Annotated in this window: 20 protein-coding genes and 1 pseudogene; 9 read left to right on the top strand and 12 right to left on the bottom strand. The window is 71.3% G+C overall.

All coding sequences use genetic code 11. The features are described 5' to 3' along the window. Nucleotides 1-338 (top strand): CGNR zinc finger domain-containing protein (locus ACTWQJ_RS23945; RefSeq protein ID WP_443308646.1); only part of this gene is annotated, 338 nt, incomplete at its 5' end. 70 nt (nucleotides 339-408) lie between these two features. After that, complete coding sequence (locus ACTWQJ_RS23940; protein WP_443308645.1) at nucleotides 409-906, top strand: hypothetical protein; 498 nt, start codon at nucleotides 409-411, stop codon at nucleotides 904-906. Between the two features lie 3 nt (nucleotides 907-909). Here ACTWQJ_RS23940 and ACTWQJ_RS23935 read toward each other — a convergent pair whose 3' ends face one another. Together ACTWQJ_RS23935 and ACTWQJ_RS23930 are read right to left on the bottom strand one after the other, a co-directional pair. Beyond that, on the bottom strand, nucleotides 910-2,880 hold the full coding sequence (locus ACTWQJ_RS23935; protein WP_443308644.1) for an N-acetylmuramoyl-L-alanine amidase: 1,971 nt from the start codon (nucleotides 2,878-2,880) through the stop codon (nucleotides 910-912). Nucleotides 2,881-3,136: 256 nt separating this feature from the next. Then, nucleotides 3,137-4,318 carry an aminoglycoside phosphotransferase family protein gene (locus ACTWQJ_RS23930; RefSeq protein WP_443308643.1) on the bottom strand — a complete coding sequence of 394 codons (1,182 nt, stop codon included), beginning with the start codon at nucleotides 4,316-4,318 and terminating at the stop codon, nucleotides 3,137-3,139. Nucleotides 4,319-4,563: 245 nt separating this feature from the next. Between ACTWQJ_RS23930 and ACTWQJ_RS23925 the strand changes: the two genes are divergently transcribed. Further along, entirely contained in the window at nucleotides 4,564-6,072 is a 1,509-nt protein-coding gene (locus ACTWQJ_RS23925; RefSeq protein WP_443308642.1) for a DNA-binding protein NsdB, read from the top strand. A gap of 11 nt (nucleotides 6,073-6,083) precedes the next feature. On the opposite strand, the gene ACTWQJ_RS23920 is transcribed toward ACTWQJ_RS23925, so the two are convergent. The 4 genes from ACTWQJ_RS23920 to ACTWQJ_RS23905 form a co-directional block, all read right to left on the bottom strand. Beyond that, complete coding sequence (locus ACTWQJ_RS23920; protein ID WP_443308641.1) at nucleotides 6,084-7,517, bottom strand: PP2C family protein-serine/threonine phosphatase; 1,434 nt, start codon at nucleotides 7,515-7,517, stop codon at nucleotides 6,084-6,086. A gap of 279 nt (nucleotides 7,518-7,796) precedes the next feature. Next, entirely contained in the window at nucleotides 7,797-8,822 is a 1,026-nt protein-coding gene (locus ACTWQJ_RS23915; protein WP_443308640.1) for a Gfo/Idh/MocA family protein, read from the bottom strand. A 61-nt stretch (nucleotides 8,823-8,883) separates the two neighbouring features. Next, complete coding sequence (locus ACTWQJ_RS23910) at nucleotides 8,884-9,978, bottom strand: baeRF3 domain-containing protein (RefSeq protein ID WP_443308639.1); 1,095 nt, start codon at nucleotides 9,976-9,978, stop codon at nucleotides 8,884-8,886. A 65-nt stretch (nucleotides 9,979-10,043) separates the two neighbouring features. Beyond that, nucleotides 10,044-11,666 carry an alpha/beta hydrolase gene (locus tag ACTWQJ_RS23905; RefSeq protein ID WP_443308638.1) on the bottom strand — a complete coding sequence of 541 codons (1,623 nt, stop codon included), beginning with the start codon at nucleotides 11,664-11,666 and terminating at the stop codon, nucleotides 10,044-10,046. A gap of 291 nt (nucleotides 11,667-11,957) precedes the next feature. On the opposite strand from ACTWQJ_RS23905, the gene ACTWQJ_RS23900 reads away from it, so the two are divergent. Further along, nucleotides 11,958-12,608: a chaplin gene (locus ACTWQJ_RS23900; protein ID WP_443308637.1), complete on the top strand. Its 651-nt coding sequence runs from the start codon at nucleotides 11,958-11,960 to the stop codon at nucleotides 12,606-12,608. Nucleotides 12,609-12,681: 73 nt separating this feature from the next. Here ACTWQJ_RS23900 and ACTWQJ_RS23895 read toward each other — a convergent pair whose 3' ends face one another. Beyond that, nucleotides 12,682-13,158: a nucleoside deaminase gene (locus ACTWQJ_RS23895; RefSeq protein WP_443308636.1), complete on the bottom strand. Its 477-nt coding sequence runs from the start codon at nucleotides 13,156-13,158 to the stop codon at nucleotides 12,682-12,684. A gap of 195 nt (nucleotides 13,159-13,353) precedes the next feature. Continuing rightward, complete coding sequence (locus tag ACTWQJ_RS23890; protein ID WP_409474198.1) at nucleotides 13,354-13,617, bottom strand: GlsB/YeaQ/YmgE family stress response membrane protein; 264 nt, start codon at nucleotides 13,615-13,617, stop codon at nucleotides 13,354-13,356. A gap of 175 nt (nucleotides 13,618-13,792) precedes the next feature. On the opposite strand from ACTWQJ_RS23890, the gene ACTWQJ_RS23885 reads away from it, so the two are divergent. Next, a complete protein-coding gene (locus ACTWQJ_RS23885) occupies nucleotides 13,793-14,560 on the top strand; it encodes an ArsR/SmtB family transcription factor (protein WP_443308635.1) in 768 nt (255 codons plus the stop codon). A gap of 68 nt (nucleotides 14,561-14,628) precedes the next feature. Here ACTWQJ_RS23885 and ACTWQJ_RS23880 read toward each other — a convergent pair whose 3' ends face one another. After that, complete coding sequence (locus ACTWQJ_RS23880) at nucleotides 14,629-15,069, bottom strand: SPW repeat protein (protein ID WP_129797725.1); 441 nt, start codon at nucleotides 15,067-15,069, stop codon at nucleotides 14,629-14,631. Between the two features lie 178 nt (nucleotides 15,070-15,247). On the opposite strand from ACTWQJ_RS23880, the gene ACTWQJ_RS23875 reads away from it, so the two are divergent. Together ACTWQJ_RS23875 and ACTWQJ_RS23870 are read left to right on the top strand one after the other, a co-directional pair. After that, nucleotides 15,248-15,745 carry a MarR family winged helix-turn-helix transcriptional regulator gene (locus tag ACTWQJ_RS23875; RefSeq protein WP_443308634.1) on the top strand — a complete coding sequence of 166 codons (498 nt, stop codon included), beginning with the start codon at nucleotides 15,248-15,250 and terminating at the stop codon, nucleotides 15,743-15,745. Between the two features lie 176 nt (nucleotides 15,746-15,921). After that, nucleotides 15,922-16,089 carry a hypothetical protein gene (locus ACTWQJ_RS23870; protein WP_224735432.1) on the top strand — a complete coding sequence of 56 codons (168 nt, stop codon included), beginning with the start codon at nucleotides 15,922-15,924 and terminating at the stop codon, nucleotides 16,087-16,089. 79 nt (nucleotides 16,090-16,168) lie between these two features. On the opposite strand, the gene ACTWQJ_RS23865 is transcribed toward ACTWQJ_RS23870, so the two are convergent. After that, nucleotides 16,169-17,224: an acyl-CoA dehydrogenase family protein gene (locus ACTWQJ_RS23865; protein WP_443308633.1), complete on the bottom strand. Its 1,056-nt coding sequence runs from the start codon at nucleotides 17,222-17,224 to the stop codon at nucleotides 16,169-16,171. Nucleotides 17,225-17,315: 91 nt separating this feature from the next. Then, nucleotides 17,316-17,432, bottom strand: a pseudogene (locus ACTWQJ_RS23860) (IS5/IS1182 family transposase); the annotation flags it as partial. 71 nt (nucleotides 17,433-17,503) lie between these two features. Between ACTWQJ_RS23860 and ACTWQJ_RS23855 the strand changes: the two are divergent. Continuing rightward, nucleotides 17,504-17,884 (top strand): hypothetical protein, encoded by a 381-nt coding sequence (locus ACTWQJ_RS23855; RefSeq protein WP_443308632.1) that lies wholly within the window; start codon nucleotides 17,504-17,506, stop codon nucleotides 17,882-17,884. A 21-nt stretch (nucleotides 17,885-17,905) separates the two neighbouring features. Here ACTWQJ_RS23855 and ACTWQJ_RS23850 read toward each other — a convergent pair whose 3' ends face one another. Further along, complete coding sequence (locus ACTWQJ_RS23850; protein ID WP_443308631.1) at nucleotides 17,906-18,826, bottom strand: LysR family transcriptional regulator; 921 nt, start codon at nucleotides 18,824-18,826, stop codon at nucleotides 17,906-17,908. 98 nt (nucleotides 18,827-18,924) lie between these two features. Here ACTWQJ_RS23850 and ACTWQJ_RS23845 point away from each other — a divergent pair. After that, nucleotides 18,925-19,155, top strand: a 231-nt coding sequence (locus ACTWQJ_RS23845; protein ID WP_443308630.1) for a YybH family protein, incomplete at its 3' end; no start/stop codon positions are given.

The following is a 19,155-nucleotide window of genomic DNA, read 5'->3' as shown; positions in this document are numbered from 1 at the left end:
ACGTGGCCCGCCTGCTGCCCGTGCCCGAAGCTCTCGCCCGCCTCAACGCCGCGGCCGCCCGCACACCCACCGTCCCCGTCCTGCACTGGCCGGACGACGCCGACCCCGCCCTGCACCGGCAGGCCGTGCACGGCGACCCGGAGCTCACCGCGGTGCTCGCACAGGCCGCCGTCGCCTTCCTCGCGAGCCCCGACCGGCAGCGGCTGCGCGCCTGCCACGCCCCGCGCTGTGTGCGCTACTTCCTCAAGGAGCACCCGCGCCAGGAATGGTGCACACCGTCCTGCGGCAACCGCGCCCGCGTCGCCCGACACCACGAACGGCACCGGAAGCCCGCGTAGGCCTGCACGAACGCCGCACGTGCGGCCGCCCACCCGACGCCGACGACCTGCGGGCACGTACCATGGCGGCATGTCGTTCCTCCGCCGCCGCAGCGCCACCCCCGCAGGGCCCGACTTCGACGTGCTGGCCATGGACCCGGGCGACTGGCCCGGCAATCTGGGCGCGGGCCTGCTGCCCGCCCCCGACGGCACCTGCCAGGGCGTGTTCCTGCGCTACGACCTGTTCGGCGGCCGAGGTCCCGCGATGATCATCGGCAATCTGCCGGAGGGCTCCCCGGCCCGCGAGGTCGCCGAGGGGCAGATCCCCTTCGAGGTGGCGCAGCTGCTGCTGGCCCTGGAGAACGACGAGGAGGTGACCGTCGTCGGCACCGAGGACGTGCCGGTGATGCAGGGCGACAACCTCCTCATCGTGCGCCGTCTGAAGCTCTCCGAGAGCCGGATCTCCTGCGTGCAGTTCGACCGCAGCGACAACGTCCTGGTCACCATCGCCGCCTGGGACCGCCCCATCACCGACGACCTGTACACCCTGCTGAAGCCGCTGCCCGCGGAGCTGTTCCAGCAGGGCTGAGGCCTACGTCGCCGACGACACCGTCACGTCGGCGGCCCGCACGAACGCCACCCGGTGACCGAACTGGATCTCGTAGTACAGGTCCTCGCCCACCACGACCTGGTGCGCGTCGGTCGCGAAGGTGACCGCGTAGTAGTACTCGCCGGGCACCTTGTCACCGACGACGTACTTCTGCCCCTTGAGCAGCCGGTACGACAGCGGGGACACCGCCTGGGCTGGCACTCCCACCGGGTAGGCGGCCGCCTCCGGGTAGGCGCGGCCGTACACCGGAACGCTCTCCAGGCCGTCCTTGGGCGTGACGACGAGACCCTTCGCCGGCACCGCCGTCGGGGCCTTCTTCGGGTTCTTGAACCAGGCCTTCTGGCCCAGATACCAGATCGCCGTCCAGTCGCCCTCGCGGCCCGCCGCCGCATACTGCTGGCCGGTGGAGACCCGTGATCCGATGTCGTTGACGCCGATCGTCGAGTCCCCGCCGCCCGGGCGCAGGCCGATGTCCTTGACCAGCGGATAGTCCTCGCCGGGCCCCGAGTGCAGCCGTACCGCGCTCGAACCGTGCACCGCGCACGGTGTGCCCGCGGACGCACAGCCCGTGAACGCCGGCCGGTTCGAGGCGTAGTCCGGAAGGATCGTCACCATGCCGCTGCCCGCCCCGGCGGTGGGGCCGAAGGGCCGGCCGAGCAGCGTGAAGTAGTGCTGCCAGTCCCAGTACGGACCCGGGTCCGTGTGCATGCCCGGAACCGTCGACGTGGTCGGGCCGGGCACGTTGTCGTGGCCGAGGATGTGCTGCCGGTCCAGCGGAATGCCGTACTTCCTGGCGAGATACCTCACCAGGCGGGCCGACGAGCGGTACATCGCCTCCGTGTACCAGGCGTCCGGCGAGGCGAGGAAGCCCTCGTGCTCCAGGCCGATCGACTTGGCGTTGACGTACCAGTTGCCCGCGTGCCACGCCACGTCCTTCGCCTTGACGTGCTGGGCGATGTGGCCGTCCGTGGAGCGCAGGGAGTACTGCCAGGAGACGTAGGTGGGATCCTGCACCAGGTCGAGGACGCCCTCCCAGGCACCCTCCGTGTCGTGCACGATGATGTACTCGATGCTCTGCGACGCCGGTCGCTCACCCAGGTCGTGGTTGCCGTAGTCGCCTTCCCCGAACTCCTCGTACGGCGCCGGGATCCACTCACAGGACACGGTCGCCGGGCACTCGGTGCCCTCGGCGGCGGCCCGGCGCAGGCCCGTCCGGCTCAACTGCCCGGTGTCCGGGGCGAGGTCCGGCTGCGCGGCCAGGGAGATACGCTGTCCGGAGTCGGTGAAGCGTTCCTCGCCGGTGCGGATGACGTCGTACACGTCGCCCGCGTACGCCGCCGCCGTCGCGGTGTCGTCCGCGCCCGAGAAACGGGCCACCGCCCCGTACCACTGAGCCGGATCCTCGCTCAGCGGCTCGCCCAGCTCCTGCTGCGCGGCGGCGAGCAGCGCGGCCCCGCCCGCCACATTCGCCGCGGGGTCGGTGCGCAACTCCTCGGCACTCATACCGGTCAGCTCCGCCGCCCTGGTCAACGTCCGCAGACGGGCCGGGAGTTCGGCGTCCTGAGGCAGCTCCACGTCGGGGAGCAACGGCGGGCGGGCGCTGTCGCCGCGCGGGTCCTCGGTGCCCTCGCTGTGATGCGGCGGCGCCGTGGCGAGGGCCGTGCGGGCGTCGGTGAGATGCATCGGGCCGTAGCCGCCGGTCACGCTCGCCGCACCGCCGTGCCCGTCCCAACGGGACTGGAGATAGGAGACGCCGAGCAGCACGCTCTGCGGCACGTCGTACTCGGCGGCCGCCGCGGCGAACGCCTGCTGCAGTCGGCCGGCCGACCCGGCTTCGGACGGGGCTGCACCGAGCAGCGGCAGCAGCAGCGCCGCCGAGGCCACGGCGCCGACGGCCCGGCGTACGCGTCTCGGCCCGGCGGCTCGGGTGGGGTCGGTGGCGGATCCTCGCAAAGCAGCCTCCTGTGGCGGTCGGGCGCGATGAGCCGTGCGGGGCCGGGCGTGTCAGTGGTACCGGCTCTCCGACGATCCGTCAATCATGCCGCCCAGGAGGCGATTTCCCATGTCAGGGCGGGGTGCGAGGAGTTTCGTGGCGGGGGCCTGCGGGCCTGCGGGGCGTCAGTGGCGTACACCAATGGTCCTGATCCCGGCACGACGACGACCGCGGTGCGCCGCTGTCTGCGAAACGCACCGCGGTCCGTCATCCCCGTCAGCGAGTGCCGACGGCCGCGCGCACGGCCCGCCGGGCCAGCTGGCAGTCGTCGTGCAGCCGCCGCAGCAGCAGCCGCTGCTCCTCGCCGGACGGCGCAGCACCCGGTTGGGCCACTCCCGGTGCCGCCGGGGTCGCGTCGTGCATCGAACGCTGCACGGCCGTCTCGTACGTACGGATCTCACGGGTCAGTACGAGCATCAGGTTCACCAGGAACGCGTCCCGTGAGGCGGGGCCCGCGGACTGGGCGATCTGGCTGATGTGCCGCCGCGCCACCGGCGCGTCGCCGAGCACCGACCACAGGACGGCCAGGTCGTAGCCCGGCAGATACCAGCCCGCGTGCTCCCAGTCCACCAGCACCGGACCCGCGGGGGAGACCAGGATGTTCGACAGCAGCGCGTCGCCGTGGCAGAACTGCCCCATGCCCTGCCGGCCTGCGGCGAGCGCGATGCCGTGCAGCAGCTTCTGCAGGTCACCCATGTCCCGGTCGGTGAGCAGACCCAGCTCGTGGTACCGGGAGATACGGGCCGCGTAGTCCAGCGGAGCGTCGAACGTCCCGGCCGGCGGGCGCCAGGCGTTCAGTCGGCAGATCGCGCCCAGCGCCGCCCGGATGTCGGCGCGCGGTGGCGCCTCCGCCGGGTGCCGCTGGAGTGCTGCCGCCCGTCCCGGCATCCGCTCGATCACCAGCGTGCAGTTGTCCGGGTCCGCCGCGATCAGCCGCGGCACCCGCACCGGTGGGCGGTGCCGGACGAACGAGCGGTAGGCCGCTATCTCGTGCCGGATCCGCTCGGCCCAGGCCGGGGAGTGGTCCAGTAAACACTTGGCGACGGCCGTACTGCGTCCTGTCGTGCCGACCACCAGCACCGACCGTCCGCTGCGCCGCAGCACCTGCACCGGCGCGAACTCCGGGCAGATCCGGTGCACCGAGGCGATCGCCGTACGCAGCTGGGCGCCCTGAGGGCCGGACAGGTCGAGTCTCCCGCTGAGCGGTTGGGTGCCGAGCCCCGCCGGGCGCCGCGACCGGCCGGCACCGAGCACGGGGGCCGGCGGGCGCGCCGGGGCGAGGTAGGGGCCGCCGCCGCCCGACAGGGGCGCCTCACCCGGCCTGGGGGAGGCGGGAGCCGGGGGACGCGGGCGCAGCGGCCGGGGCGGGGCGGACACGGAGGACGATGCTGCGTACATGGGCGAGACAGATCCCTTCGTGTGCCTGCGACGTCATTGCGCCACCCGGCCCGGATGCCCGGGTGCACCCTGGGGAATGCACCAGCCGTATCTAGAAGGCGACCGGGTCGGGGTGGCGCGTTCCTACCTGACACCCGATGTGCAGTGGCACACCATCTGGCGTGCCCTGGCGAACCCTGGCGAATAGTCGCCCGGCAACTCTCACCGGGCTACTGTCAACTCAGCCGAGAACCTGGGGGCTTGATGTGAGCGGAGAACCCAACACCCGCCTTGCGGACCTGTTCGGCCTGGCCGGCTGGTCCAAGGGAGAGCTCGCGAGGCTGGTCAACAAGCAGGCGGCGGCCATGGGCCACCCCCAGCTGGCGACCGACACCTCGCGGGTGCGGCGGTGGATCGACATGGGAGAGATCCCGCGCGATCCCGTGCCGCGGGTGCTGGCGGCCCTGTTCACCGAGCGTCTCGGCCGTGTCGTGACCATTGAGGACCTCGGTCTGGTCCGGCACGGGCGTACGGGGAAACGGCAGGACGGCGGGAGTGTGGAACATCCCGACGGTGTGCCGTGGGCGCCCGAACGGACCGCCGCGGTCCTCACCGAATTCACGGGAATGGACCTCATGCTCAACCGACGCGGCTTGGTGGGCGCGGGTGCCGCGCTCGCCGCGGGATCCGCACTCAGCAGCGCCATGTACGAGTGGCTGCACACCGATCCGGCCCTGACCGCCGACGCTCCCCACCTCGACAACCCCTTGCACACCGACCCCCTGCACGCCGACCCCGTCGGGTTCGACCGCTATGAGGCCGCCCCCATCGGGTCCCAGGAGATCGAGGAACTGGAGCGCTCGGTCGAGGTGTTCCGTGCCTGGGACGCGGCCCGCGGCGGCGGGCTGCAACGCAAGGCGGTCGTGGGCCAGCTCAACGAGGTGGGCGGCATGCTCGCCTACCGTCACCCACCCCATCTGCAGCGGCGCCTGTGGGGCGTCGCCGCCAACCTCGCCGTCCTCGCGGGCTGGATGTCGCACGACGTCGGCCTGGAGCCCACGGCCCAGAAGTACTTCGTCATCGCCGCCCATGCCGCGCGCGAGGGCGGCGACCGGCCCAGGGCCGGCGAGGCGCTCTCCCGAGCGGCCCGCCAGATGGTGCACCTGGGCCGGCCCGACGACGCGCTCGACCTGATGAAGCTGGCCAAGTCCGGCTCCGGCGAACAGGTGCTGCCCCGCACCCGGGCGATGCTCCACACCATCGAGGCCTGGGCACAGGCGTCGATGGGCAAGGGACAGGCCATGCGCCGCACCCTGGGGCAGGCGGAGGACCTCTTCGTCTCCGACAAGGGCGACGTGCCACCGCCGAGCTGGATGCAGACGTTCAAGGAGGAAGACCTGTACGGCATGCAGGCCCTGGCCTACCGCACGCTGGCCGAGTTCGAGCCGGGCGCGGCCGTGCACGCCCAGCACTTCGCGGAGAAGGCCCTCGCCCTGAGGATCGACGGACGGCAGCGCTCGAAGATCTTCGACTTCCTGTCCATGGCCTCCGCCTGCTTCATCGCGGACGACCCCGAACAGGCGGACCGGTACGCACGCCTCGCCCTGGTGTCGATGGGATCGAACTCCTCCCACCGCACCTGGGACCGGTTGCGCCAGATGTACCGGCTCACCGCCGAGTACGCCGGCTACCCGAAGATCCAGGAACTGCGAGAGGAGATCAAACTGGCGCTGCCCAAGGCGAAGGGCAAGGGCGGCAACAGCTCACAGGTGTAGTCCGGCGGCCGTTATGACGTAACCCTGGCGATGAGCACGCAGGCGTCGTCCTCGCGTTCCGACTCGCCGAACTCCTCCATGACCGTCCGTACGCAGTCCTGCGCGGTGTGCGCCTCGGCGAAGCGCGGGGCCAGGCCGAGGAGGCGGTGCACGGCGGCCGTTCCGGGCGACTCCCCTCGCCCGGGCGTCAGCCCGTCGGTGTGCAGCAGGATCAGGTCGCCCGCCTCGAGGGTCTCCTCGGCCTCGCCGTAGGTGGCACCCGAGGTCGCGCCGAGCAGGACGCCGTCCGGCGTGTTCAGCCTGCGCCCCGTCCCGTTGCGGAACAGCAGCGGGGCGGGGTGTCCTGCCTGCGCCCAGACCAGGGTGCGGGTCTCGGGGCGGTAGCGGCAGCAGACGGCGCTGCCCAGGGCCGGCTGGACGGTGGTGTCCAGCAGCTGGTTGAGCCAGGCCATCAACTGGCCCGGCCGGGTGCCCGCCATCGCCATGCCGCGCAGCGCGCCGAGCAGCATCGCCATGCCCGATGTCACGGTGACTCCGTGTCCGGTGAGGTCGCCGACGCTCAGCAGCGTCTCGCCGCCCGGCAGTTCGAGCGCGTCGTACCAGTCGCCGCCCACCAGCGCGCTGGTCGACGACGGCAGATAGCGGGCGGCCAGGTCCAGGCTTCGCGGGCCCTGGTGCGGGAGCCGCAGGGCGCCGCGCCACGGCGGTAGCACGGCCTCCTGCAGCTCGACCGCAAGCCGGTGCTCGGTCTGTGCGCGGTGCCGGTGGCGCTGCAGCGAGTCACGGGTCTCGCTGACCGCCTGCTGGCTGCGGCGCAGTTCGCTGACGTCCCGCAGTACGGCCCACATCGAGGCGGTGCTGCCGTCAGTGTCGAGCACGGGCTCGCCCATCATGTGCACGGTCCGGACCTCGCCGTCCGGGCGCACGATCTGGAACTCGCCGTCGATGCGCTTGGCGTCGACCAGACAGTCCGTGACCATCGCCGTCAGCTTGGGCCGGTCCGCGTCGAGCACCAGCGAGGGCAGCTCGTCGAGGGTGAGCGGGGGAGCGGCGGGGTCGCGGCCGAGGATCTCGTACAGCTCTCCGGACCAACTGGCTTCGTCGGTCAGCAGATTCCACTCCGCACTGCCGACCCGGCTGAGCAGCGAGCCGCGCCGTGAGGCGGCGGGCGGCTCCGCGGCGGCCGGTTCGGCGGTCGGGGGCGGGGGCGGGGGTCCGTCCCGCAGCTGTGCCAAGTGCTCGTCGAGATCGTTGAGTTGGTGCAGGGCGAGGTCGTAGAGCGCGCGCTGCCAGCGGTCCTGCGGGTCCGATTCGTCGCTCTGCGCCTCCCGCCGTACGGCGTTCACGTCGCCCTTGAGCCGCCGCGTCTGCGATATCAGCGCGTCGACCGGGCCGCGTCCTGGCGGCTGGGCGGCGGGGCGGTCCGCAGAGAGATGGGACGGCATGACGCACTCCGATGAGGGGGACGGTACGACCAAGGCTGACGGAGGGACCGTTATGACTGTTGCACAGCCCGCGACGCCCTGTAAGGGATTTGGCAACACACGATACGGTGGTGCTTCCGGCATATGCCACAGTCTTCACGGAGTGGTTCCGGCGTAGGTGGGGCGTACGTCGCCGCATGGGGCAAGTCGTAGACTGCGTACGCGACTTGACGGACCGTCCGACGTTTTCTGTCGCGGTCATTCGCGCGTTCGATGCGCATGTGTTCGAGGTGGGTGAGCCTACCGGTCGACGCCCGCGTACAGCTGCGGGCGCGGGGCGAGCTCGACCGTCGTGCGGTGCCCGCTCTCCAGCGCCCGGACGCCGGCCTCGGCGACCGCGGAGGCGACGTAACCGTCCCAGGCGCCGGGGCCGGTGACCCGGCCCTGCCGGGTGGCGTCGACCCAGGCCTGCACCTCACGGTCATAGGCGTCCGCGAACCGCACCAGGTAGTCCTGCGGCACCTCCTCGCGGGCGCCGCCCTCCGCCGTGACGACCATGGTGTGCCCGTCGCCGATCCGGGCGCTGCCCGCCTCGCACACGGCCTCGCAGCGCACCTGGTAGCCAAAGCCGCAGTTGACGAAGACCTCGACGTCGACCAGGGCGCCGGCCGAGGTCTCGAACAGCACGAACTGCGGGTCGAGCAGGCCGGCGGGGGCGTGTGCGGAGGACCTGGGGCGCAGCACGGTCACCGCCGTCACCTCCTGCCCGAGCAGCCAGCGTGCCGCGTCGATCTCGTGCGAGACGGAGCTGCTGACCAGCATCGCGCTGGTGAAGCCCGGCGGCGAGGAGACGTTGCGGTGGGTGCAGTGCAACATCAGCGGACGCCCCAACCGGCCACTGTCCAGCAGGGACTTCAGCTGCCGGTACTCGGCGTCGTAGCGCCGCATGAACCCGGTCTGCGTCAGCCGCCGCCCGAGCCGCGCCTCAGCCTCCAGTACGCGCAGCGCACCCGCGGAGTCGGGGCCCAGGGGCTTCTCGCACAGCACCGGAAGCCCGCGCGCGTAGGCCGCGAGCAGGGCCTCCTCGTGTGCCGGGTCGGGGGAGGCGATCAGCACGGCTGCGACGCCGGGGGCGCCCAGGGCGGCCTCTGCCTCCGCGTGCACCGAGACCCCGTCGATTCCGGCCGCCGCCTCCTTGGCCCGGGCGGTGTCGGGATCGGCCACGGCGGCGACCCTGGCGCCGCTCACCACCTGGTCGAGCCGCCGTATGTGGTCGGCTCCCATGTGTCCCGCGCCCAGTACTGCCACGCCCAGCAGGTCACCCACGTGCGCACTCCCTCGTCGCCGACTGTCCCGGCGTAGCGTAAGGGGCAGCGCGCGGGTGCCGTCAGTAGCGCAGCACGCCGGCGATCCCGTTCGCGTCGCCCAGCGCGCCGTCGGGGACGAAGCGGACCTCGGCGCCGGTCTCCAGACACTGCTCGACGATCTCGTCCACGATGTCCTCGCGGGCGTCGAGGTCGTCGCTCGACGCGGGGACCAGGTGGGCGCCGTCGTCGCGCACGGTCACCCGGAAGTTCTCCTCGACGGCCAGCAGCCGCACCCGGGCCTGCCGGGCGTTCTGCCAGACCTCGTCGACGCCGGCCGCGAACTCCTTGCGCCCACGGGCCGCTTCGAGTTCCTTGGCCACGGCCTCGACCGTCCGCAGGGCTTCGGCGTCGAGCACCGGCCGCACGGCCTGCCAGACGGCGTCCGGGGTGCTGTGCGTGAGGCCGCCGTGCGGGACGTGCACCGCGCGCCTGGCGGCGTCGCCCACCTCGTCCAGACAGGACAGGGCGGCCTGCTCACCGGTCACGTACAGCGGGCGCGGGCTCTCGCGCAGCACCGCGCCCATCGCCGTGTCGACATCGCGCAGGAAGTGGCGGGTGCCCTCGTCGCGGTACGTGCTCGGCATGTCGCCGATCTGCTCCATCCGCTCGGGATCGAAGTTGTCGGCGCGCCTGGTCAGCGGAAAGCCGCCGGTGCGCTCCTCGGTGACGCGGCCGGCGCCGCCGTTCCAGAGGGCGGCGCGGTCGACCGAGACCGACAGCACCCAGAACGGCCGCTCGGAGGCCTGTGCGGAGACCAGGTTGCGGGTGAGGAAGGTGTCCGAGAGCACCACGCGTTCGGGCACGGTGCGAGTGAGCGACCACACCTGGTGCTCACCCGGCGCAGCGTAGATCACCAGGCCGTCGTCGGCATATGTCAGGTCGACCTCCGTGAGGGCCTGGTCGAGCTGCGCCACGACATCGGCGCGCCGCTCCCGGGTGACCGCGGGATCGGACTCCAGCTGCTTCTTGGCCTCGGCCACCACATTGCGCAGCCGGACCCGGTCCTGCTCGTGGTAGGGCTCGCGCCGGTGCGTCGGCGTCAGCACGGACACCGCCGGGTAGGGGCGCGGGCGGCGCAGCTCGGCGAGGGTCGTGGGACTGAGTGCGTGCTCCATGACAGAACCATAGGACCGATTCACGTATCGGGCATTTGGTGCGAGTGCGTCGCGCCGTGCGGCCCTCATTCGCCGTCCTCGCCGTCCTCGGGGCTCTCGGGGCCGCAGGAGCTGCCGCTCGCCGGCAGGGAGCCGTACAGCAGGAAGGCATCGACCTTGCGCTGCACGCAGGTGGACGACGCGTACCCGGTGTGGCCCTCGCCCTTGTTGTCGAGCACCACGGCCGACGGGCCCAGCCGCTTCGCCGTCTGCGTGGTCCAGCGGTACGGCGTCGCCGGGTCGCCGCGCGTGCCGACGAGCAGCATCCTGGGCGTGTCGATGTCCTTGACCTCGTTGCGGATGAAGTCGGTGCCCTTGGGACGGCCGTAGCACATGAGTACCTGGGTGAGCCGGTGCTGGCCGAAGACCGGTGATGCCTCCTCGTACGCGGCGCGCAGCCGGCCGAGCTCTCTGGTGACCTGCTGGGCCGTGGGGCGATCGGGATCGTCCGCGCAGTTGATCGCCATGAGCGCCGCCGGGAGGTTGTCGAGGGGGACGTCCTCCTCGTCGGCCAGGCCGCCGTCGCCGGCCGGGGTGGTCTCCGGGCGCGGCTCCGGGCTGCCGGGAGGAGCGAAGCCGCCGGTGGCGAAGGCCTCGACACCGTGCGTTTCGCCGTCCTCGACCAGCGAGGCGAGGGCACGCTCCAGCGACGGCCACAGGTTCCTGCTGTACAGCCCCTGACTGAGGGCGACCACCAGGTCCTGGCCGGTGAACTTGCCGCTGAACGCGCTCGGTACGGGATCCTCGTCCATGGAGCGGACGAGTCGCTCGACGTCCTCCCGTGCGCCGCGCGGGTCCTGTCCGAACGGGCAGGCGATGTCCTGCACGCACCAGTCGAGGAAGTCCTCCAGTGCAGTCTGCTGACCCTTGGCACCCGCCACACCCTGCTGGGTCAGCGGTTCGGTCAGCGTGTCCACCCCGTCCAGCGCCAGCCGCCCCACCTTGTCGGGGAACTGCGCCGCATACACCGCGCCCAGGCGGGTTCCGTAGGAGAAACCCAGGTAGTTGAGCTTGTTGTCGCCGAGCGCGTCGCGTATGACGTCCAGGTCCCGCGAGGCGTTCACCGTGCCGATGTACGGGAGGACGGGCCCGGAGTGCTTGGCACACTCGTCGGCCGTCTTCTTCAACTGCCGGAGCACGGACTGCGGATCACGCAGCGCCGCGTCGGTCTCCTGCAGGACGGCGGAGTCCTCGTACGAGCCGTCGCCGCAGCTGACCGGGGAGGACCGGCCGACGCCGCGCGGGTCGAAGCTCACCACGTCGTAGCCGTCGGTCAGGCCCATGAAGTCGTCGACGCTGTAGGCGAGTTCGGTGACGCCCGCGCCGCCCGGACCGCCGAAGTTCAGCACCACCGAGCCGCGCTTGTCGCCGGTCGCCCGGTAGCGGGCCAGGGCCAGTTCGAGCGTTCCCCTGCCGGGGCGCGCGTAGTCGAGGGGCACGGTGACCTTCCCGCACTGCAGGTCCGTGGACGTCTCCGCGCCGTCGCACGCCGTCCAGGTGATCTTCTGGCGGTAGAACCGGGTCAGATCGGGCTGGGCGCGGTCCTCGGCAGTCGTCGCCGGCAGCCCGGCGCCCAGCAGCGCCAGGCCGACCGCTCCGGCGAGCGTCCAGCGCCGGACCGTGTGCCGCAGTGACAGCTTGGCCAGCATCGATGCCTCCAGGGGCGCCCCGTTGCGGACGGGTGAACGGCACCCTCGCTCACGATAGGCGGATGCCGGAGGAGACGCCTCCGGGCGAGCGGGACCGGCCGGAGTGCCGTACCCTGCGCCGCCTCGGTTCCGGGCCGGAGGCGACGGAGGCTTCGGACGGTTTTACTGCTAGTTCGACAACCCTGCCACTCGATGGGGTGAAAGGCAGATAAGCCATAACTCGGATGGTTCGCCTGCGTTTTATCCGGTGCGGGCGAGTGCCCGCGACCAAGTCTGGAAGGCAGGGAACCTATGAGACGGGTTACCCGAAACGGTGTGATCGCCGTCGCGGCCGCCTCGGGCGCGATGGCCGTGACGCTGCCGGCGCACGCCGACTCCGGGGCGCACGGCGCCACGGCCGGCTCGCCCGGCCTGATCGCCGGCAACACCGTTCAGCTCCCGGTGCATGTGCCGGTGAACGTGTGCGGGAACACGGTGAACGTGGTGGGCCTCCTCAACCCCGCCGCGGGCAACCGCTGCGCCAACGACAGCGGTGCGGACGAGCAGCGCCCGGCGCGCGGGGAAGCAGGGAGTGGCGGCGCGACCGCAGAGAGCAGCGCAAACGATTCGCCGGGAGTGCTCTCCGGCAACGGCGTGCAGCTGCCGGTCGACCTCCCGGTCAACGTCAGCGGCAACACCGTGAACGTCGTCGGCGTCGGCAACTCGGCCGTCGGCAACGAGTCCGTGAACACGCCCGGCGACCGCCCGGCGCCCGAGCCGAGGCCGTCCACCCCGCCCAAGGCGCACCCGGCACCGAAGCCGGCGCCGTACGCCCCACCGCCCACCACGGCCCTCGCCGAGACGGGAGCGGACGCGACCCTGCCCGCCGCCGTCGGAGCCGCGGCACTGGTCCTGGGCGGGGCGGTGCTGTACCGGCGCTCCCGCGTCCAAGGGGGGCGCTGACCGGGGCGTTCTCGTCCCACGCCCGGTCCGTGAGCCTGTAGACGCATGTCCGGCTCACGGACCGGCGCGATGCTCAGCGCCGATGGAACCGCCGGTGCAGCGCCTGCACCTCGTCGGCCAGTTCCGGTACCGGGCCGTCCACCAGCACACCGGGCGCCACCTCGTTCACCGGCAGTGTCCGCACCGGAGGCGTCGGCACGCCCAACTCGGCCATCCAGGCGGAGAGTTGCTGCGAGGACGCCACGTACACGATGCGGCCGAGGCCCACCCAGGCGTGGGCGGCCGCGCACATCGGGCAGTGCTCGCCGGACGTGTACACGGTCGCGGCCGCCCGCTGCTCCGGCGTCATATGGGCCGCGGCCCAGCGCGCCAGCTCGAACTCCGGGTGGCGGGTGCGGTCACCGGAGGCCACCCGGTTGTGGTCCTCGGCGAGCACGGCGCCGTCCGCGCCGACCAGCACCGACCCGAACGGCTCGTCCCCGGCATCGAGCGCCTCCGTCGCCAGCTCCACACAACGACGCAGATACGGCAGCTCGGCGTTCTCCACCATGACGTGCGGCCCTCCTTCCGGCGTACGGCCATCATGCCGACATGATCGCCGGCTCGCAGCGTACGTCCGCCCGCGCACGGCCGGAAACGGCGCCGACACAACCGTGGCCGGGGCGACGGCCGCCGGCGGGAGAGCGTGCAGGAGCAGGGCCGCCCGCCGGGCCCGACCGAGGCTGAGGGATGAGCCTCCTCCGGGTCAGCGACGTGCCCGTGCCCGGTCCAGTGCGGCGACGCCCAGTGCGGCGAGGCCGATCTGGATGAGCCACTCGACCCAGTCGACGCCGTCGGTGTCGGCCACGTCGAGGGCGCCGGCGATCGCCGTGCCGACGAGTGCGGCCGCGATGCCGACGAGGATCGTCCACAGGATTCCTATGCGCTGGCGGCCTGGTACGACGAGCCGCCCCAGCACACCGATGATGATGCCGATGACGATGGCACTGATGATGCTCGAGATCTCCATCTCCGCCCCTCTTGTCGGGCCCCGCTGCTCTCCATGTGCCCGCCGGAGACGAAGCCACTCCGCTCCGTCAGCACCGCGCTGAGGCTCGGGGCCCCGTCGTGGGTGACCGCCCGACGTTGACATGCAGGTAATTACCTGCATAACGTTGAGTGTGCGATCAGAGGACGACTCAGGGATGGACAGGGTCTTCAAGGCGTTGGCCGACGACACCCGCAGACGGCTGCTGGACCGGCTGCACGAGCGGAACGGGCAGACGCTGGGAGAGCTCTGCGAGCGCATCGACATGGCACGCCAGTCGGTGACACAGCATCTGGCCGTCCTGGAGGCCGCCAACCTGGTCAGCACGGTGCGGCGGGGGCGGGAGAAGCTGCACTACCTCAACCCGGTCCCGCTCCACGAGATCCAGGAGCGGTGGATCGACAAGTTCGAGCGCCCGCGCCTCAGCGCGCTCGGTGCCGTGAAGCGACGAGCCGAGGAAGCCATGACCGACAAGCCCACATTCGTGTACGTCACGTACATCGCGAGCACGCCCGAGAAGGTCTGGGACGCGCTCACCGACGCCGACCTCACCGCCGCCTACTGGGGCCACAGCAACGTCTCCGACTGGCAGCCGGGATCACGCTGGGAGCACGTCCGTACGGACGGCTCCGGCATCGCCGACGTGGTCGGCACCGTCACCGAGAGCGAGCGTCCGACCCGCCTGGTCACCACCTGGGCCGCGCCCGAGGACGAATCCGACGCGGACAAACACTCCCGCGTCACCTTCGACATCCAGCCGCACGGCGACATCGTCCGACTCACCGTCACCCACGAGAACCTCGCCGACGAGGCTGAGCGCGCCGACACGGCGTCCGGCTGGGCGGCCGTGCTGTCCAACCTCAAGTCCCTCCTGGAGACCGGCAGCCCGCTGCCCGAGGAGCCGTGGCTGGTGCCGAACCGCTGAGCGGACGGGGAACGGCCGGTCCGCCACGTTGCGAACCGGCCGTTCCGGATCTCCCTTCCCGACGTCTCCTACGGCCTGGGGGCGCTCCTCGCCGCCGTACCGGCGCACACGAGTCCCAGGATCACGGCCAGGGCGCCGATGACGATGTTGTTCCAGACGACGCCGGCGTCCGGGCTCTCGCCGACGATCCACGGCGAGATGATCATCCACACGCCCAGCGCGCACATGGCCCAGCTGAGGCCGTACATACGTTCCGGAGCCCTGGTGAACCCGAGTGCCAGCAGGGCGATCGCGAGCCCGACGATCAGGTTGTGGGTCACGAGCGCGGGCTGGCTGGTGGTGTAGTGGAGTATCCACGGGGATGCGGCGCAGTACAGACCGAGCAGGAACACCGGTCCGTCCACGAGCGCCACATCACGACCGCCGAGCATACGGGCGTACCGTGCCCGCATTTCGGATGCATCAGGGTGGCTGGTTATGTCACCTCTGGTGGGGGAGACGTTGGCCATGACTGGTCTCCTTTGACTGTGCAGGCCTGACCGCGTCTGGTGCGGTATGCGGTAAGCGCCGCGTAGGTTTATTTTGCGCTTATTCAGCCTTTATGTGTAGAGGTCAGAGGGCCGCCCCGGCTGCCCCGCTTGGCGGCGGCCCGGATGCCGGATCCGGAGATATCCATACGCTGATCTTGTGACCACAGCACACGACCGGCAGCGGCAGGCGGCGCTGCTACGGAAGCCGTCGGCGGGCCCCGCGCGCATCGACCCGCACACCATCGCCGTGCAGCTGCGGCGGATGAGCGCCGAGATCAACCGTCTGGTCCACCGCTTCGCGGGCGACGACGGCCTGCACTCCACCGACGTCCAGGCGCTCACGGCGATCCTGGACGCCGACGAGCCGATGACCCCGGGGCGGCTGCGCAGACACCTCGGACTCACCTCAGGGGCCGTCAGCGCGTGCGTGGAGCGGCTGGAGCGGGCCGGGCACATTCGCCGGGTCCGGCACAGCAGCGACCGCCGGGTGGCCCGTCTGCACTGCGCAGCCGACGCCCGCTCCTACCTGCGTCCGCTCGCCGAGGCGACGCCGGCCGCCCGAACCCGTTTCAGCGAGCCCGAACTCGCGGTGGCGCTGCGCTTCCTCGCGGCGATGAACGAGGAGCTGTCTTTGAAGAAATCCTCCGGGGGGTGAGGAAGCGTCCGGCCTCGTCACCCTCGTCGACAGCCGGTGGCGTGGAGTCCGCCCGTCTGCACATGGGCGCGCGGATCCGGGGCAGGCGAACCGTACGGGAGTTGTTCCTTCAAGAACTTCACGATGCACAACCGGATGAGCCGGCCGGATGAACCAATTGGGAGGTGCCTGCCGCTATGGGCGCGAAGGTGTTGGAGCGGTTTCCGGCGGGGGCTCCGCGCGGATCGTGGCCGGCCGAGGAGTACGCGGCGGCGCTGCGCGCCGAGGGTGAGCCCGCGACGGTCGTGATGGACCTGAAGTCGGACGCGTTCCTCGTGGTGGTGCCGGCCGGCGAGGAGGACTGAACGCTCTCGGTCGCCCGGTGAGATCGCTCAACGCGGGCTGCGGGAGGCGCAGTTCCCCCCTGCGGGTGCCGTTCGCGCGCTAGACCGAGGCCAGCGCGTCGAGGTGGGCCCGCCGTACCTCCGCCGTCTGGCCTTGCACCAGCAGGAACATGCCCTCACGGGCGAGCCGCTGGGCGCGGCTGTCCAGGCTCATGGAACGGCCGCCGCCGACCACGATCGCGGCGGTCGTGGCCGCACGCAGGAGGTCGTACGCCCGCGTCTTGAGCGCCAGCCGCTCGTCGACGTGCTCCTGCGGGGCCGGGTGGTCGGCCAGGGCGTACGCCCGCTCCCGTACCTCGTCGAGACGGGACCGCAGGGACAGGGCCGTCTTCCGTGCGTCCGAGTCGCTCTCGAGCAGGTCCAGCGCGGCGTACGCGATCCCGAAGACGGCCGGCGAGGTGTTGGTGCTGCGCGCCACGTCCACGAGGGCGAACTTCTCCTGGGGCGTGCGCAGCACCACCGACTCCTCCGGCAGCCACAGGCCGTCCAGCTCCAGGGACACCGTCCGGGCGGCGGTCAGCGCCGCCAGCCGTATCGGCGGCGACGGGTGCAGCCCCGGCTGCTCGCGGGTGTCGGCGAAGGCGAACACCAGCTCGGCCGAGTCGGTCACGCCCGCCAGCAGCATCACGTCGTTCAGGCCCCAGCCCGTGTACCAGGGCACGGTGCCGTCGAAGCGCCAGCCGCCCCGGACGGCTGTGGCCCGTACCGGGACGCGGGGGAAGGCGCGGACGTGCGCGTACGCGATGCCGGACAGCAGCTCGCCGGTCGCCAGTGGACGCAACAGCCGCTCCCGCACGGGAAGTTCGGACTTCGCCAGCAGCCGGACGGGCGTGTGGTGCTGTGTCTGCACGAACCAGGTCGAGCAGCACGCCCCGGCCAGGATCTCCTGGACCTCCCGCGCCACCGCGGCCGGCGCACCCGCACCGCCGTACGCCTCGGGCGCGCTCACCCCGAGCAGCCCGGACCGCCTGACCTCCTGCACATGACCAACAGGCAGGCCCTCCTGGTCGACCCGCTCCGCCTGCGGGACGAGGAGATCGTGGGCGAGCTGCCGGGCGCGGCCGACGAGAGGGTGAGGGTGCGGTGAGGTGGTCATGGACGAGATTCTCCCCAACGAGGGCCTGGACGCCGCTCGAGCCCGCGCCCGCGGTCCCGGCCTCGGCCGACCGCCGGAACACGGTCACCTCGATCGCGACCGCGCCTTCCCGACGCAGCGCGGTGATCAGCTTGCCGAACTGACGCGGGCTCAACCCGGTGAACGGACCTGTCCAGGACGGCTCAGACACCGTGATCACACCAGCCACGGCGAGATCATGTCAGTTGCCGTCGCCCTTTCCTGAGGCCGATCCTGTGCTCGGTCAACGAGGAGGAAATCGTGGGGCTCGTTCTGTTCCCAGGAGACGACGACACCAGCAGCCCGGACGTGTCCTGGTCCTACACCGGCTTCGGAGTGTTCCGGCGGTGGCTGGCGCAGGCTGAGGGGTTCGCACTCGACGAGATGCACGGCTTCGGTGGACAGCGCCCCTGGAACAGTGTCCCCACCACCCTGGCACCACTCCTCAACCATCCCGACGACGGCCCCGACCTCACGCCTGCCCAGTGCGCCGCGATCCTGCCCCGCCTGCAGGAGATCGCCGGCCAGTCGCAAGAGGGAAGCATGGAGCCGCTCCTCCGACGTCACATCGACGACGTCCGCCAGTTGGTGGTCGTCCTGCGGCTCTGCATCGAGAAGGACGTCGACCTCGTCTTCGGCTGACCGTCGGTCGGTGTTACGGGCTCACCGCGACCGGCAGCTACGGGACAGCTCTTCAGCAGGGTCGGGATTGGCGAATGCTCGCCGGCTGTGTACGAGCAACTCACGCACGGCGGGGCTGTGCGTGCTCTTCCAGATCAGGGCGAGCAATGCTGGTGTTTCGATGTCGTCGATGGTGCGGGCGGTGAGCCGGTCGCGGTAGCTCGCGGCCATCGAGTTGCTGAGGACGGCGACGGCGAGTCCGCGGGCGGCGAGGTCGGCAATAGCGTCCGCGGCGCTGGCTTGCAGCGCGATCGTGGGCTGGAGGCTCTGTGCGGCGCAGGCATGGTCGAAGACCGTGCGCAGGCCGGTGCCGGGTGGCATGCACACGATCGGGTAGGCGATCAGGTCGCGCAGAGTGACCCGACGCAGTCTCGCCAAGGGGTGCCCGGCCGGAACTGCTACGACGAGCCGCTCCCTGATGATCGTCAGCGCGTCCAGCCCGTCAGGGGTTGCGGTTGCGGTCCCGATGAGAGCCAGGTCGATGGTGCCGGCGCGCACCCCCTCGACGAGCCGATCGGAGTTGCCCTCCAGCAGTGAGATCTCCACACCGGGATGCGCCTGGTGGAACGCAGCGAGGGCGTCGAACAGCGGCGTGACGGTACAGCCCGTGACCATCCCGACCGTGATCCGACCCCGAATCAGGTCGGTGACCTCACCCACGGCCTGGCCGACCGCCCCAGCTGCGGCGAGCGCGGCGCGGGCGTGTTCGAGCGCGGCCCTTCCCGCGACAGTGAGGGTGGCGGTGCGCGCCGACCGGTCGAACAACTCGGCACCGAGTTCACGTTCCAACTGCCGGATCTGGGCACTGACGCCGGACTGGCTGATGTGCACCCGCTCGGCTGCCCGGGTGAAGTTCTGCTCTTCGGCGACTGCGACGAAGTATTCCAGCTGCCTCAGTTCCATGACTGGTAATTCTAACTTCCAGCAAATACATCTGTTGGACTTCTGATCGGTGGATGGCCAGGCTGGGAAGCGCTGAAGCCCGACGTCAGGAGGAACTCGTGCCGGAGTACGAGAAGGCAATGCGGCCCGAAGACATCACCCGCTTGTTCGTCGAACGATCCAACGCCGGTGACGCGGCCGGGGTCGCCGCACTCTACGAAGAGGATGCGGTGATGGCTTACCCACCCGGCGATCAGACGGTGGGCCGGGAGGCGATCCGTGCGCTGTGGGAAAAGGTGCTGGCCAACCGTCCCCACTTCGAGCCGGAACAGCCACTGCCGACGCTGATC

It is taken from the genome of Streptomyces sp. KR55 (assembly GCF_052245645.1).
GTDB classification, from domain to species: Bacteria; Actinomycetota; Actinomycetes; order Streptomycetales; family Streptomycetaceae; genus Streptomyces; species Streptomyces flavusporus.
This window is presented reverse-complemented; position numbering and strand designations above follow the sequence as displayed.